We start from the raw sequence: 13,061 nt of genomic DNA, 5'->3' as shown, positions 1-13,061 counted from the left end.
GCCTTCTTTTGTACCTATTCACCAATAATGGTACTGTACTGAACAGTTTTACTTAAGCTAGGTTTTGTTATGCGTGCTTCTACCCAGAAGAAAAGAACCCGAATCATCGAGGTAGCCACTGAACTATTTATTGAACAAGGTTACAAAGATACCTCGCTGGACCAAATCGTTGCCATTTGTGGCGGCTCGAAGCAGACCTTATATCGCTATTTCTCCAACAAGGAAGGGCTGTTTATTGAGGTCTTAGCGCATAATACTAAAACCAGTTTAGAATCAGTTTTCCAACTCGCAGAAAAGCAAAACGACTCTCTGCAAGATACGCTTGAAGACTTCGCGAAGAAGTATCTGCAGGGTATTTGTTCTAATCCGATGTTATCGCTCTATCGGATCATTTCGGCCGATTTCAATAAACACGACTCCGTGCCAAACCAGTTCTGGCAAAAGGGACCTAGGCGGATTCACCAATACTTAATTGAGTTTCTAAAAACCGATGAAGTCAGCCAACAGCTTAAAGTTGACGATCCTGATCTCGCCTGTGGGCAGCTTCTTGCATTGATCAAACTCGATTACCAAAACATGGCGTTAATGGGATTTGACTTTCTCAGCGACGAAGAATTAGACAGTCATGCACACAAGGCCATTTGTGCATTTCTTTCGCTCTATCAGCGATAAGCAGAATACGAAAAAGGAGTGTCACCACTCCCTTTTCGCTAAAGCTAGCTTGCTTCCTGTTTTGCAGCCAGTTTCTTGCCAATCAATAGAATTGGTGCAAGGGCAAAAATGGAGAAAATGAACATAATGAGCGAGTTATTCAATGCTAGCGTGGTTGCTTGCTCTTTCACTACCCCGCTGATCTGGCTCATCCCCAATGATGGTGTTGGCAATCGGCCATGGCTCAGAATCGCGTTACCCAGTGCGTGTTCATAAGCCGCAAACGTGTGGCTTGTTCCATCTAAACTTCGGCCAATTTCACCTGAAGCTTGTGCACTATGGTTTTGAATCACACACGAGAAAAACGCACCGCCTATCACTCCCCCCATGGTTCGGAACAGGTAGAAATTTGCAATACCCTCAAGACGATCATCGACCTGAAAATACATCAGTACCGCTATAGTCACCGATACGTTCAGCATACCCACACCAAAACCGCGTAGCAGCATTGGCAGGGGCAAGGATTCAGGCCCGACAAAGCTTGGCAACTGGCTGAATTCATTCACCGATAGCAAAATCATCAACACTCCAAACGGCACCACGGCATCAGCAAGCGGACGTCTGAAGTAGAACACCAGCACACTCACCAGCATACCGACGAGCATAGCGTAAAATGAGGGTAATTGCGCATAACCCGCATTGAGGTTGTTGTAGGCCATCGCCATTTTCAGGAAGTTGCCAAACAGTGCTGTACTTGCCATTACCGCAAAACCGGCCAAAAATGCGTTGTACATGAAGACATTGGTTTTCAACTTACTGTGTAGCTGCATAGATGCTGTATTTCGCTTCCGTGTGATGACGATGAGATACACTGCGGCCAATACTAGCGTAGCGGCGATAACCGTAAGCTGGGAGAACAAAATCGAATCTAACCAGTTATAGAAACTGCCGCGCATCAAGAGATACACCACAAGACTCATTGCGGCTGCCAGCACCAAGTAAATAAAAGTGCCTGATTTTGGTCTGGCTGAAATATGGATTGGTGGCGGTTTAAATAAGCTCACCAGTACTAAAGCAGAAAAGTACAACCATGCAGACACAGCACAGAAGAGCGACCAATCAAACACTTCCAATAACTCTGCCACCAGCCAGGGATAAGCGCCCATCGGGATCAGCGTTGAAAACACTAGGGTAAGGGCAATAATGGCGGGTAGCCAACGCTCCTCAAACGTTTCGAGCAAGAATAGGTTCACCGTCACCAGCAGCATGCTCATAAAAAAACCGCCACAAAGCCAGGTGATGGTAAACAGCCATGGATTCGGTAGTTGCCAGTACAACACCATATTTGCGGCAAGACCAACTAATAATGAGAACAGCAATGGCAGATAGGCACCGCAATTACGAACCAGAACCGGCGCCAACATAAAGCCCAGAAGTTGGGTGATCATAAAGCCAGTTTTAACTAGCTCGGTTTCATCCAGTGAAAGCCCGGTCGTCGCCGCCATTTCTTGCGATAACTCAGTGAACATAACTGAGTTAATGCCAAAAGCTGCAATGGCAAACAGTGCCAATATCATTAAAGGAGAACGAGTTTTCATCGGCTGTTAACCTTGTCTTGCTGTCTCAATCGATACTTCGGCAGATAGCCCCGGATAGATACGTTGCTTCAACCCTGCCGGAATATCCAGCTCAATACGCACAGGCACACGCTGGACAACTTTGACGAAATTGCCCGTCGCATTTTGCGGTGGCAGTAAGCTAAATTGCGCCCCAGTAGCCGGAGTAATGGACGTTACGCGACCATTCAACGGCTGATCTGGGAACATATCCAACACCACTTCGACGTCTTGCCCCTGGGAGACATTTTCCAGCTGTGTTTCTTTAAAATTGGCTTCTACCCAAACATAGTCTGGCACCATCACAATCAATCCCATCCCCGGCTGAACAAACTTACCCACTTGCACTTGCCTGTCTGCAACAAAGCCATCAAATGGTGCTCTCACAACGGTTCTTTCCAGCGCAATATTAACCAGACGCAGGTTCGCTTCAGCCTGCTTTCTCTGCGCGGTCAACTGCTGCTTTTCCGTTAGCAGCGCATCGAACTGCTTTTGCTCCGCCGCTAATGCCAGTTTGGCCGTCTCTAGTTTGCTGTTCGCTTCAATCGAACGGGTCTTTTGTGCTTCATACTGGTTTCTACTCACCGATTGCTTTTGTACAAGGCGCGATAACCGTTTGAACTCCGCCGCTTGGTGCTTGGCATTGGCGCTTGCACTATGAATGGTCTGTTTCGCCTGCTCAATTTTCACCAATTGCATTTCGGTCTTGGTTTGGTTAGCTCTAAGGGCAGCCTTTGCCACATCCAACGCCGACTTGGCAATATCCTGGTTGGCAATAAAGTCTTCATCATCAATGGAAAACAATGCTTCGCCTTTGCTCACCCATTGGTTGTCTTCAACAAACAGCTGACTAACCTGCCCTCCTACCTCTGGAGAAATCGCGGTGACATCAGAATGAACGTAAGCATTGTCGGTGGTAACCGTATTTGGTTTATACAAGGTACAACCGACAGCAAGCAATGAACCGATAACGAGCGACAAGGCGATAACTTTCTTATTCATTTTGGAAACCCAAAGTAATGATTTGCACAAATCGTACTGTACGGTACAGTTTTAGTAAAGTAAATTTTGAGCATTGAGAACAGAGAAAGATCCATGACAGGGATAGCAAACGATCTATTGCTAATAGGCGTATTTGGATGAGATTGAGACTGGAAGATCGCGAAAACTTATTCGCAGTAGTCGAGAAATTAAAGCGCGACAGCGGGTTAGTTAGACGAAAAGTCGCGACTATAAATGCTGTAACCGGAGTTCTGTTTTCCTGTCATTCATCCGAATAGCTTGACTAACAAATAGTCCAGTAATTCTAAATTCAGCGATGAATCCGGTTGTAAACGAGAGAAATCCTGATAGTCGTTTCCTACTACATCAAATTTCATGAGTTCTAACGCTTCCTGATCATATTCCGGATGAGTGGAAGAAAGTAACCAAGCACCCTGGCCATATTCGCCACTCACAATAGCCGGAGGCTTTTCTGCCAACTCAGCAAAGGTAGCTAATATTTTGTAACCAGTCTCTGCATTAGGCTGAAAGACACAACCACCAAGGTATAGGGATATAACCTGCTTACCATTTAGTTCTAAAGCAACCAAACGAGCTTCGGTACTGTTGAAATTATCACCAAGACCGAAGGCTTCTATAGGGCCTTGAGCAATCCCCGGGAAAAAACATAATTCGTTCTGGGTAGCGATTTCAAAGGGTTGGCCTTTAGCCCAGTAGGTCGTTTCGCAAGCCATATAGGCCCCTGCGCAAATACCTAAGTAGCGTCCCCCCTCTGCTACATATTTCTTTACTAAACGGTTTGCAGCACCATTGAGCTTGGCGGCTTTGTAGCGACTTGCACCGCCTGGCATCACGAACAAATCTATATCGGAAGATAATGCACCTTCCAAAATTTCATTTGCGTTTACGAAGTAAATATTTTTTTTGCCGCGTAATCTACCCAACGCATAGTACAGAATATGATTAGTCGATACGTTGTCTGTATAGATAAGGATATTCACACTAATTCCGCCCATTGCAAAAGCTGTTGGAAACCAGATGAAGCAAACAATCCCAAACCACCTCACCAACCATATTCAACCGTTCTGACAATACCCTCACTGAAAGAGGATTCTAGCATTTATATTTATGCAAGATATTCTTTGGTATATGGCAGTAGTCACTTGGATAACGTGTTAGCCGATCCTGATGCTCATCATCACTTTGTACGTAGTTGGATAAAAGTAACACCTCCACGACTATTTGAGCCGCATCATCTCTGCTGTCAATATATTTTCTGGCCTCTGTTAGGTGGTTGTTATTTCTGCTGTATACACCAGTCCGGTATTTCTCTCCAATATCGTCTCCCTGTTTATTAGTACTATAGGGGTCGATGATTTCAAAGAAATAATCCATCAACTGCTCGACAGAGACAACTTCCGGATTAAACTGGGTACGGACACATTCAGCGTAGCCATCGTACTCACTTTTCGTGGTGGCAGATATACCGTTGGCTCGGCCAGCTTCAGTAGATATAACACCTGGCAGATGCCGAAGATATTCCTGCACGCCCCAAAGGCACCCTCCGGCAAAGTAAATTTCTTCCATTTTTTCACTAGCTCTTCGAGTTTCGTTTGTCTTCACTTAATTTTATCAGCAGCAGATCGCCATGACTAAAACCTTTTGAGCGGTACCTAGACTAGCGATTAAGTGTTTTTACCAACTTCTCACACAGGTACTTGAGCTGGGCAAGCTCTTCGATATCTCCACCGACTTTACAGGCCATTTCGCCGGGGATAGCAAGGGCTTTCTCTTTCAGGGCAGCGCCTTCATCAGATAGCGATATCATTCTGACGCGCTCGTCCTCCAGGCCACGGGTGCGGACAACCAGCCCTTTAGTTTCAAGGCGCTTTAGCAGTGGCGTCAATGTCCCGGAGTCCAGATACAGCTTTGCTCCTAGCTCCTTGACATTGATACCGTTATGTTCCCACAGCACCATCATCACCAAATATTGCGGATATGTCAGATCCAATACATTTAGCAGCGGACGATACGCGCGAACAACGGCATTGGCGGCACTGTAGAGCGGAAAACAGACCTGATTTTCCAGCGCGATTGCCTCTTTGGTCTCAAGGTTATCGGTGTTGTTTGCCATTTTTCCTCTCTCTGTTTAGATAAGAAGCCAAACTAAATTGCGCACAATATACTTGACCATCATTATTATTTCGAACTATGATTACACGCAATTAGATTGCGCACAACTTAAGTAAGGGAAGATAATCATGACAACACTGTACTCAACAAAAGCAACTGCACTAGCTGGCCGTAACGGTAAAGTCGCCACAGATGATGGCCTGCTGGAGGTAGATTTAGCCTACCCGAAAGCCATGGGTGGCAGCGGCGACGCCACAAACCCTGAGCAGCTATTTGCCGCCGGTTATGCCGCGTGTTTTTCCAATGCAATTTTGCACGTCGCCCGTGAAGCCAAGGTGTCTGTTACATCAGCACCGGTAACGGCAGAGGTCGGTATAGGCCCAAACTCGGAAGGTGGTTTTGCCCTGACCGTTAGCCTGGCCGCTACGCTGGATATGGATCAGGAAACGGCGCTTCAGCTTGTGCGTACAGCCCATCAGGTTTGCCCATACTCCAACGCAACACGCGGCAATATCGACGTAGCTGTTTCCATCAATGGTGAAGCCATTTAATAGCTATTACCACATCATACTGATTTTAAAGGCACTTTAAGCATGAGCTTACGAGTGCCTTCCGAAATCATAGCCCAAGTTGAACAGCAGGTTCTCACCGTTGCCTTCAAAAAACTCGTCCAGCAGTAATTTTGTCACCAAGCCTTTTTTAATAATTGAATCACATCATCATATGACGCTTTTTTAGGATTTGTCGTTGTACAGATGTCTTGAAGAATATTATTTGCCATCGTTGACAGATTGCTTATATACGCACCTTCATCAATATCCAGCCCACTTATTCGGCTCGGGATATCTAAAGAGGCATTAAGCTGACGGACAGCCTCTAAGAAAGAACTCGATCCTTCATCCATCGATGAAGCCGGCAACCCCAAACAGTGTGCAAGCTTTTGATACTGTATACATGCATCAAAGCTGTTAAACTCAATAACTGAGGGCAGTAATACTGCATTTGCGATGCCATGAGGTATATGAAAAAGACCACCAAGGCTATGAGCGACGCTATGAGTTATTCCTAATCCGCTGTTATTGAAGGACATACCTGCCATACAGGAAGCCAAAAGAAGCTGCTCACGAGCTTCCATATCTTCACCACTAACATAGGCTCGTGGCAAATACTTAAAAACAATCTTGATGGCATTCTCGGCATAAATCGATGTAAAAAGATTTGCTCGATTTGATACGTATGCTTCAATCGCATGGGTTAACACATCCATTCCTGTTGCTGCTGTAATAGATGGTGGCATTGTTCGCGTAAATCTCGCATCTAATATCGCTAGATCTGGAGTAAGGGTGTCATCCTGAAGGGGGATTTTAAGACCATTTTTTTTATCTGTGACGACCGAAATCGAGGTTACTTCCGATCCTGTACCACTGGTTGTAGGAATAGCGACAAGATAAGGAGGTGGACGCAACAAATCTGCATGATTGGCAAAATAAGCGACAGCTTTAGCAGCATCTATCGCTGAGCCTCCACCGATGGCAATAATTATATCTGCTTCACTTTTCATAAAGAGATGTGTAGCAGTTGTTATTGTATCTAAGGAAGGGTCCGCCTCTACTTCATCAAAAATGGTAGATAAAACACCTGTCGATAAGTTACTTTTTACTTGATCAACAAAGCCTGTTTTAGCAATAAAGCTATCTGTCACTATGAAAACATCTTTACCTGGTAACTTTTGAAGGTTATCCAAAGCATTTGTTCCATAGCAAACTTTTGTTTTTCCATAGAATTGTGTCATACATTATTCCCAAAATTTCTCTAACGGAATTTAAACTATGAGAATAAAAACTGTATTTCCGTCTAAGAGAGAAATACAGTTTTAAAAAAATATAGACCGTTTGAGCTTATATGGTATCGACTCGGGTAATTATAAAAATTACTTATTAGACTTCGGTAGTACGTTCTCCACTTCATGATGAGGGCGTGGAATAACGTGCACACTGACAAGCTCGCCCACATTACCAGCCGCAGCAGCACCAGCATCAGTAGCGGCTTTTACGGCACCTACATCACCACGAACCATAACAGTGACTAACCCACTACCTACTTGCTCACGGCCAACAAGCTCAACATTTGCCGATTTTACCATTGCATCAGCCGCTTCAATTGCGCCAACCAAACCTTTAGTTTCAACCATACCTAATGCGTTCATATTTTTTTCTCCATCATATTATTTGCCGAACTGTGGCAATATATTTTCTATTTCATTGTTTATTTATAGCTTTTACTATGCGACAGCTCATTTCTTGTAGCTGTTTAACATCTTCAACGCCAAAATCTTGTTTCAATATGGCGGCTATAGAATAAAAGAACTTTTCTGTACTGCCGTTAGCAGCCTGCTTGATACACTCTTCACAAGTACAATCTATAGCGCATTGAGCCGCATCAGGTTCCTTTGGTGAACCATGCACAATAACGATGCCTCGTTTATTCAACTCATCTCTCGCACTTGGCGTTAAGATAATACTGCCATCTAAATAGATAGCATTGTCTTTGACACAAATGTGCTCATCAAGAGTCTTTACTTCTACCAGTGTTTTTTTCATATTTATCTCACACCTATTATCGCCTTGACCACATCATGCTCTGGGCGGGCAATCACTGTTGATTCGATATATTTTGTTCCCAAAAACTCTTTGGCCATTTTATTGGCCTCTTCAACAGCGGCTAACTCACCGCTAAAAATAAAATAAGATTTTCCACAGATCCCGAGCCCGGCGACAAAGCGAATCAGACTGACATCAGCACTCTTTACTGCAATATCAGCCGCAGCAACGCCTGAAGAAACCGTGCTCGATTCGATTAAACCTATGGCTTGAACCGTTTTGACCGATAACCTTTTTTTCAAAACTGCGACAAGCTCAGGTGAAATACCAGAAATCACAAAATTCCCAGTTAATTTGTTCGTTAAACGAGCGTGACTTACAGCCGTTGCAACATCAGATTGCTTACCCGATACAAAAATAAGATACCTGCCTGAACAGATAGTTGAAGCTCTAACGAGTGTTACATCAGCAATCTTGAGCATCTCATCGGCAAGTCTTACACCTGATGCAATAGTTTTTGTTTCAACGACTCCAAGTGTATCCATCTATCACTCCGATATAACTTGTACTTCATCAACTATGCCAACAATGGCTGCGTCAACAGGGGCACCTTCGATTTGTATTGCCATACGCGCAGAACTTCCAGTGACAACCAACACTTGCTCACCAGTACCAGCACCGACACAATCTACAGCCACAAAGCTTTTTATATTTTCCGGTGCGACAGGGTCTTTATATCGAACAACCATAAACTTGAGGCCACTTAGCGTACTCTCTTTACGTGTAGCCCAAACATTACCGATCACTTCACCTACAATCATAATAAATTCACTTATAGCTTCTTATTGATATCAATATGATTCAATTTTGCTTGATCCACTGCGAGAGGAGTTATCACGCTGTCTATTGGCACATGTATTTCTTTCGCACCATTCTGTGCCGCTTGCTCCACATCTTTCTCTGTAATAAGTTTTTGCCAGAATCGAAGAACGGGTTCAGGGTCAGGTTTGAGAAGTGTCAGGCCAAATGAATGCAATGTGTTTTCATGCTGTAAATACAACTTATACAAAGCTGGTGAAGCCGTTTTTTCATACACTTTGTACTCATAATCAATGACTTCAACAGCCTTTCCTGCAAGCAGGAGTTGTAAGACCGCTTCAATCATCGGGCCCTTTGCTTTGCCCAACGCAAGATCGGCCATGTCGCCACATGACAGCAGTGGGATGATGTAGCGCTCCGCTTCCGTATGTTGGCGCTCGTCATCCCAGAAACAAAGCTCTACATCAGTTGTGCAAATACATTTGAGAATATGTTGCTCTACCTGCTGCGAGTAGGTGCCAAAAACCATAACTTTGGTTTTGTTATTTCCGGAACACTCTTCTTGCAACTGAGTAAGCACACGTTCAACAATAGTTTGTATTAAAGTATCTGAATCCATAATATTGCCTTGTATTGACACCCTATACTGAGCACTTAAAAAGCTTGTTTTTTAGCGACAATTCGACCTGTTGTGTCTTTGTTCCAACACACACTATTTCCTTCATCAATATCAATATGCATGGATAGAGCAAAATCGTCGTTTACACGCACTAATACTTCTTCGAGTACTAGTGCACGCTCTCCTTGAAGGTGAACGCTCACTACATCTTTATCAACAACACCAAAACGTTGTGCATCCTTGGAAGGCATATGGATATGTCTGGCTGCAATAATGACCCCTTCTTCAAGGCCTACAATATTATTCTGTGATGCGAGAATAATACCCGGAGTCCCTTCGATATCTCCTGACTGACGAAGTGGCGTTTTGATTCCCAAAATACGAGCATCTGCCTTTGAAATTTCCACCTGTGAACTACTACGGCTCGGTCCAAGAACCGCCACGTTGTCAATGACACCTTTCGGGCCAATTAGACGAATACGTTCTTTACATAAGAATTGTCCCGGCTGAGATAGCTCACGCACTTTTGTTAAAGGACCACCATAAAGTGCCATCGCATCTTGTTCACTTAGATGAACGTGTCTTGCCGAAATTTCGACAGGGATTGTATCCACGTTGTTGATCGTTGATGCCGTTGAGTCATACATGAATGGAGAAGAAGTCTGCTGCAGATTAACCTGCACGGCTTTATAAGATAGTTTCTCCGTATCGTAAGCTACACGACGAATATCAAAAAGGTGCTCCGGTGTAACGTTATCAGAAGTAGAACTTCCGCCTACCGCGCCACAGCCCAATGTAAACGACGGGAACAGGTTCGTAGATAGGCCAACAGCTCCGTGAGTCGAAGGTGTATTGACCAACATGCGTGATACCGGCTTTTTGAGGCCAAACGCACAGATAACAGACTCGTCCTTAGAATGGATAGCTAAAGAGTGACCTACCCCCCCGTTATGAAGCAGTTTAACCGACAGTTCACACGCTTCATTCCAATCATCTACCGTGTAGTAGCCGATTAAAGCGGTCAGCTTCTCTTTCGAAAACGGGTATGCAGGACCAACACCAGACTCTTCTCCGATAAGAAGACGAGTATCTGATGGCACCGTGATTCCGGCTAAGTCAGCAATATACTTCGCGTCTCTGCCTACAATAGCGGGGTTCATAGAGCCATTAGGGCGTTCCATGACTCTCTTCACGTTATCAAGCTCTGAACCTTGTAGGAAATATCCGCCTTGCGTTTTAAGCGTTGCTCTCACCTGAGCATCAATCACCTTATCGGTAATAATGGCTTGTTCAGAGGCACAGATTGTCCCGTTGTCAAAAGTCTTACTCGCCATTATTTTGGTTACAGCGTCATTGATATCTGCTGTGCGCTCGATATAAACAGGAACATTACCAGCACCCACTCCAAGAGCCGGAGTTCCGGAGCTGTATGCTGCTTTCACCATACCTGGGCCACCGGTTGCCAGAATAAGATCCACTTTTCGCATCAGCTCACCGCTGCCTTCCAGCGTTGGGATGTTCATAACACTAACCATGTCTTCGCTTACGCCACAAGAACGGAGGGTCTCACGGATAAGAGTGACGGTTTTCCCAATACATTTGCTTGCACTCGGGTGTGGTGTAAATACGATGGCATTGCCTGACTTTAAGGAAATCAAGGATTTATAAATCGTTGTAGAAGTCGGGTTTGTTGAAGGAACAATGCCCGCGATAACACCGGTAGGGACAGCGATTTCGATGATTTTCTTAGCGATATCGTTGTTAATCACTCCGATAGTTTTCATATCCTTAATGGCTTGGTACAGTTTTTCACTCGCCAATCGGTTTTTAGTGGTTTTATCTTCTACCTTACCAAACCCGGTTTCCTCGACAGCCAGTTGAGCGAGTTCGGTCGCCTGTTTAGTCGCTGCTTCTGCAATGGCTTTAATAATGCTATCTACACGCTCCTGGCTTAGCTGAGCAAATTCATTTTGAGCGGAGCGAGCGGAGTGAACTAAAGCTCTCGCTTCTTGAATTGATAATAGATCTTTATCTACCATTATTTATGCCCTTTTTTATTTTGGCTATCACAAATAACCTTAATTAGTACTTTTTTAGTCGCCTTTTTTAAATCTACTTTTATATTTGTTTCAGGCAGCTCGCTAACTATCTTTCGCAAATTAGCTAGCTTCATCCTTTGTAATTTAGGCTCATTATAAATAGGCGGCGTTTCTTCGACAGATTCAAGTTCAGGCGCATCGTCAGTTGCATCTATTTTTTCCGCAATAGATTGCTCAGCATCATCCTGTGTTTCCGCTGCAGATGAAGACTTTTGTTCAACATCTTCTTGTTCACTATCTTCTACATTTTCTTTCTGTGTTACTGACGGAATAATCGGAATGATCGTTTCTAACGTTGAGCTTGGTCTCGCAATAACGTGCTTTGAAATCAATAAGTTCTGACCAAGACGGCAAATTGCATCTGCCGCGACCTCGACAGCCGTTTGCACAGCAGAGACTTCTCCTGTCACAGTAATCGTTATCAGACCACCAGTAGCAGAACTCTTATTTATCAAAGAGACATCAGCAGATTTGAGCATAGAGTCAGCACCTTCAACTGCTGCTAATAATCCTTTTGTTTCAATCATTCCGATAGCATTCATCATACTTTCCTTTAAGGCTTACATAATAATTAGTGAGCGATAATCGACACAGGGATAGCCCTCTCTTTCAAATAGCTCTCTACTTTTACTAATTCTTCTTGTGTAAACCTAGAATAATCATCGAAAGCGTATTTACGACCCAGTTGAGCATATTTATGCACCCCCATCTTGTGATAAGGCAATAAATCTATTCCTTTAAAGTTTTTAAAATCTTTATAAGGCGATACAAGCTCTACTAATAGGCGAAGGTTCTCTTCACTATCATTTACACCCTTAATCAGTGGAAATCGAATCTTTACATTTTGTTTGTTATCAAGAAGCCACTTCAAGTTATCCAATATCAACTCATTGTGGACGCCAGTAAATCGATAATGCTCATCTGAGATCATGTGTTTGATGTCATACAGAAATAGATCTGTATGCTCTGCCACTTTCTCGATCACTTCCCGTTTAGCATAACCACACGTCTCTATTGCCGTGTTAATACCTGAGTATTTGCACATGGCGAGTAAATTAATCGCTGCTTCCGGCTGCGCCAGAACCTCTCCGCCACCCAGAGTGACACCGCCACCTGTGTGATAGAAGTGTCTATCTTCTTCAATGATATCAAGTAGCTCTGTGATGCTTTTATCTTCACCTATCATGGCTAATGCATTAGTAGGACAAGCATCAACACACATTCCACAGCCAATACAATTGTCATCTGATACTTTATGTTCAAAGGTGACAGGATCCAGGTAGTGGGTATCCGTCGGACAAACCTCTACACACATACGACATTGTGTGCACAATTCATCTTTATATAGGATTTGATGATGGTACTTTTGACTTTCCGGATTAGAGCACCACTCGCAGCGCAGAGGGCAACCTTTAAAAAAGATGAGTGTGCGTATGCCCGGACCATCATACATATTGTATTTTTGAATATTAAAAATACGTGCTTTTCTTTCTATCATGACGCAACTACTTCCTAAATTAAC

Annotated in this window: 16 protein-coding genes; 2 read left to right on the top strand and 14 right to left on the bottom strand. The window is 43.9% G+C overall.

The features are described from left to right. Positions 1-69: 69 nt before the first annotated feature. Complete coding sequence (locus BIT28_RS16045; protein WP_075765500.1) at positions 70-672, top strand: TetR/AcrR family transcriptional regulator; 603 nt, start codon at positions 70-72, stop codon at positions 670-672. 44 nt (positions 673-716) lie between these two features. Here the strand turns inward: BIT28_RS16045 and BIT28_RS16040 are convergent, their stop codons facing one another. The 5 genes from BIT28_RS16040 to ohrR all read right to left on the bottom strand — a co-directional run bounded on the left by BIT28_RS16040 (position 717) and on the right by ohrR (position 5,403). Next, positions 717-2,249, bottom strand: coding sequence for an MFS transporter (locus tag BIT28_RS16040; protein WP_075765498.1), 1,533 nt, complete (start codon positions 2,247-2,249; stop codon positions 717-719). Positions 2,250-2,255: 6 nt separating this feature from the next. After that, positions 2,256-3,269 (bottom strand): HlyD family secretion protein, encoded by a 1,014-nt coding sequence (locus BIT28_RS16035; protein ID WP_075765496.1) that lies wholly within the window; start codon positions 3,267-3,269, stop codon positions 2,256-2,258. Positions 3,270-3,535: 266 nt separating this feature from the next. Next, the gene (locus BIT28_RS16030; protein WP_075765637.1) at positions 3,536-4,270 is read right to left on the bottom strand and encodes a BPL-N domain-containing protein; all 735 of its coding nucleotides are present in this window, start codon (positions 4,268-4,270) and stop codon (positions 3,536-3,538) included. Between the two features lie 112 nt (positions 4,271-4,382). After that, positions 4,383-4,856, bottom strand: a complete 474-nt coding sequence (locus BIT28_RS16025) for a peptide-methionine (S)-S-oxide reductase (RefSeq protein ID WP_075765494.1) — start codon at positions 4,854-4,856, stop codon at positions 4,383-4,385. 91 nt (positions 4,857-4,947) lie between these two features. Continuing rightward, on the bottom strand, positions 4,948-5,403 hold the full coding sequence (gene ohrR / locus BIT28_RS16020) for a transcriptional regulator OhrR (RefSeq protein ID WP_075765492.1): 456 nt from the start codon (positions 5,401-5,403) through the stop codon (positions 4,948-4,950). A 127-nt stretch (positions 5,404-5,530) separates the two neighbouring features. On the opposite strand from ohrR, the gene ohr reads away from it, so the two are divergent. Continuing rightward, positions 5,531-5,953, top strand: a complete 423-nt coding sequence (gene ohr, locus BIT28_RS16015; RefSeq protein WP_075765490.1) for an organic hydroperoxide reductase Ohr — start codon at positions 5,531-5,533, stop codon at positions 5,951-5,953. Between the two features lie 134 nt (positions 5,954-6,087). On the opposite strand, the gene BIT28_RS16010 is transcribed toward ohr, so the two are convergent. The 9 genes from BIT28_RS16010 to cutD all read right to left on the bottom strand — a co-directional run bounded on the left by BIT28_RS16010 (position 6,088) and on the right by cutD (position 13,037). Beyond that, entirely contained in the window at positions 6,088-7,194 is a 1,107-nt protein-coding gene (locus BIT28_RS16010) for a 1-propanol dehydrogenase PduQ (RefSeq protein ID WP_075765488.1), read from the bottom strand. A 138-nt stretch (positions 7,195-7,332) separates the two neighbouring features. Beyond that, on the bottom strand, positions 7,333-7,608 hold the full coding sequence (eutM, locus tag BIT28_RS16005) for an ethanolamine utilization microcompartment protein EutM (RefSeq protein ID WP_075765486.1): 276 nt from the start codon (positions 7,606-7,608) through the stop codon (positions 7,333-7,335). Between the two features lie 52 nt (positions 7,609-7,660). Then, entirely contained in the window at positions 7,661-8,002 is a 342-nt protein-coding gene (locus BIT28_RS16000) for a hypothetical protein (protein WP_075765484.1), read from the bottom strand. A gap of 2 nt (positions 8,003-8,004) precedes the next feature. Continuing rightward, complete coding sequence (locus BIT28_RS15995) at positions 8,005-8,547, bottom strand: BMC domain-containing protein (RefSeq protein ID WP_075765482.1); 543 nt, start codon at positions 8,545-8,547, stop codon at positions 8,005-8,007. 3 nt (positions 8,548-8,550) lie between these two features. After that, positions 8,551-8,823: a EutN/CcmL family microcompartment protein gene (locus BIT28_RS15990; RefSeq protein WP_075765480.1), complete on the bottom strand. Its 273-nt coding sequence runs from the start codon at positions 8,821-8,823 to the stop codon at positions 8,551-8,553. 11 nt (positions 8,824-8,834) lie between these two features. Beyond that, a complete protein-coding gene (locus BIT28_RS15985; protein WP_075765478.1) occupies positions 8,835-9,440 on the bottom strand; it encodes a hypothetical protein in 606 nt (201 codons plus the stop codon). 35 nt (positions 9,441-9,475) lie between these two features. Further along, a complete protein-coding gene (locus BIT28_RS15975; RefSeq protein WP_083651897.1) occupies positions 9,476-11,479 on the bottom strand; it encodes an acetaldehyde dehydrogenase (acetylating) in 2,004 nt (667 codons plus the stop codon). Continuing rightward, entirely contained in the window at positions 11,479-12,084 is a 606-nt protein-coding gene (locus BIT28_RS15970; protein ID WP_075765476.1) for a BMC domain-containing protein, read from the bottom strand. The genes BIT28_RS15975 and BIT28_RS15970 overlap by 1 nt, the downstream gene beginning before the upstream one ends. A 26-nt stretch (positions 12,085-12,110) precedes the next feature. Continuing rightward, positions 12,111-13,037 carry a choline TMA-lyase-activating enzyme gene (cutD, locus tag BIT28_RS15965; protein WP_075765474.1) on the bottom strand — a complete coding sequence of 309 codons (927 nt, stop codon included), beginning with the start codon at positions 13,035-13,037 and terminating at the stop codon, positions 12,111-12,113. Positions 13,038-13,061: the final 24 nt, after the last annotated feature.

The organism is Photobacterium proteolyticum, assembly GCF_001939735.1.
GTDB lineage: Bacteria > Pseudomonadota > Gammaproteobacteria > Enterobacterales > Vibrionaceae > Photobacterium > Photobacterium proteolyticum.
This window is presented reverse-complemented; position numbering and strand designations above follow the sequence as displayed.

Coding starts and splice junctions, on each gene's coding strand:
- BIT28_RS16045 (WP_075765500.1), top strand. CDS start 70: ATGCGTGCTTCTACCCAGAAGAAAAGAACCCGAATCATCGAGGTAGCC.
- BIT28_RS16040 (WP_075765498.1), bottom strand. CDS start 2,249: ATGAAAACTCGTTCTCCTTTAATGATATTGGCACTGTTTGCCATTGCA.
- BIT28_RS16035 (WP_075765496.1), bottom strand. CDS start 3,269: ATGAATAAGAAAGTTATCGCCTTGTCGCTCGTTATCGGTTCATTGCTT.
- BIT28_RS16025 (WP_075765494.1), bottom strand. CDS start 4,856: ATGGAAGAAATTTACTTTGCCGGAGGGTGCCTTTGGGGCGTGCAGGAA.
- ohrR (WP_075765492.1), bottom strand. CDS start 5,403: ATGGCAAACAACACCGATAACCTTGAGACCAAAGAGGCAATCGCGCTG.
- ohr (WP_075765490.1), top strand. CDS start 5,531: ATGACAACACTGTACTCAACAAAAGCAACTGCACTAGCTGGCCGTAAC.
- BIT28_RS16010 (WP_075765488.1), bottom strand. CDS start 7,194: ATGACACAATTCTATGGAAAAACAAAAGTTTGCTATGGAACAAATGCT.
- eutM (WP_075765486.1), bottom strand. CDS start 7,608: ATGAACGCATTAGGTATGGTTGAAACTAAAGGTTTGGTTGGCGCAATT.
- BIT28_RS16000 (WP_075765484.1), bottom strand. CDS start 8,002: ATGAAAAAAACACTGGTAGAAGTAAAGACTCTTGATGAGCACATTTGT.
- BIT28_RS15995 (WP_075765482.1), bottom strand. CDS start 8,547: ATGGATACACTTGGAGTCGTTGAAACAAAAACTATTGCATCAGGTGTA.
- BIT28_RS15990 (WP_075765480.1), bottom strand. CDS start 8,823: ATGATTGTAGGTGAAGTGATCGGTAATGTTTGGGCTACACGTAAAGAG.
- BIT28_RS15985 (WP_075765478.1), bottom strand. CDS start 9,440: ATGGATTCAGATACTTTAATACAAACTATTGTTGAACGTGTGCTTACT.
- BIT28_RS15975 (WP_083651897.1), bottom strand. CDS start 11,479: ATGGTAGATAAAGATCTATTATCAATTCAAGAAGCGAGAGCTTTAGTT.
- BIT28_RS15970 (WP_075765476.1), bottom strand. CDS start 12,084: ATGATGAATGCTATCGGAATGATTGAAACAAAAGGATTATTAGCAGCA.
- cutD (WP_075765474.1), bottom strand. CDS start 13,037: ATGATAGAAAGAAAAGCACGTATTTTTAATATTCAAAAATACAATATG.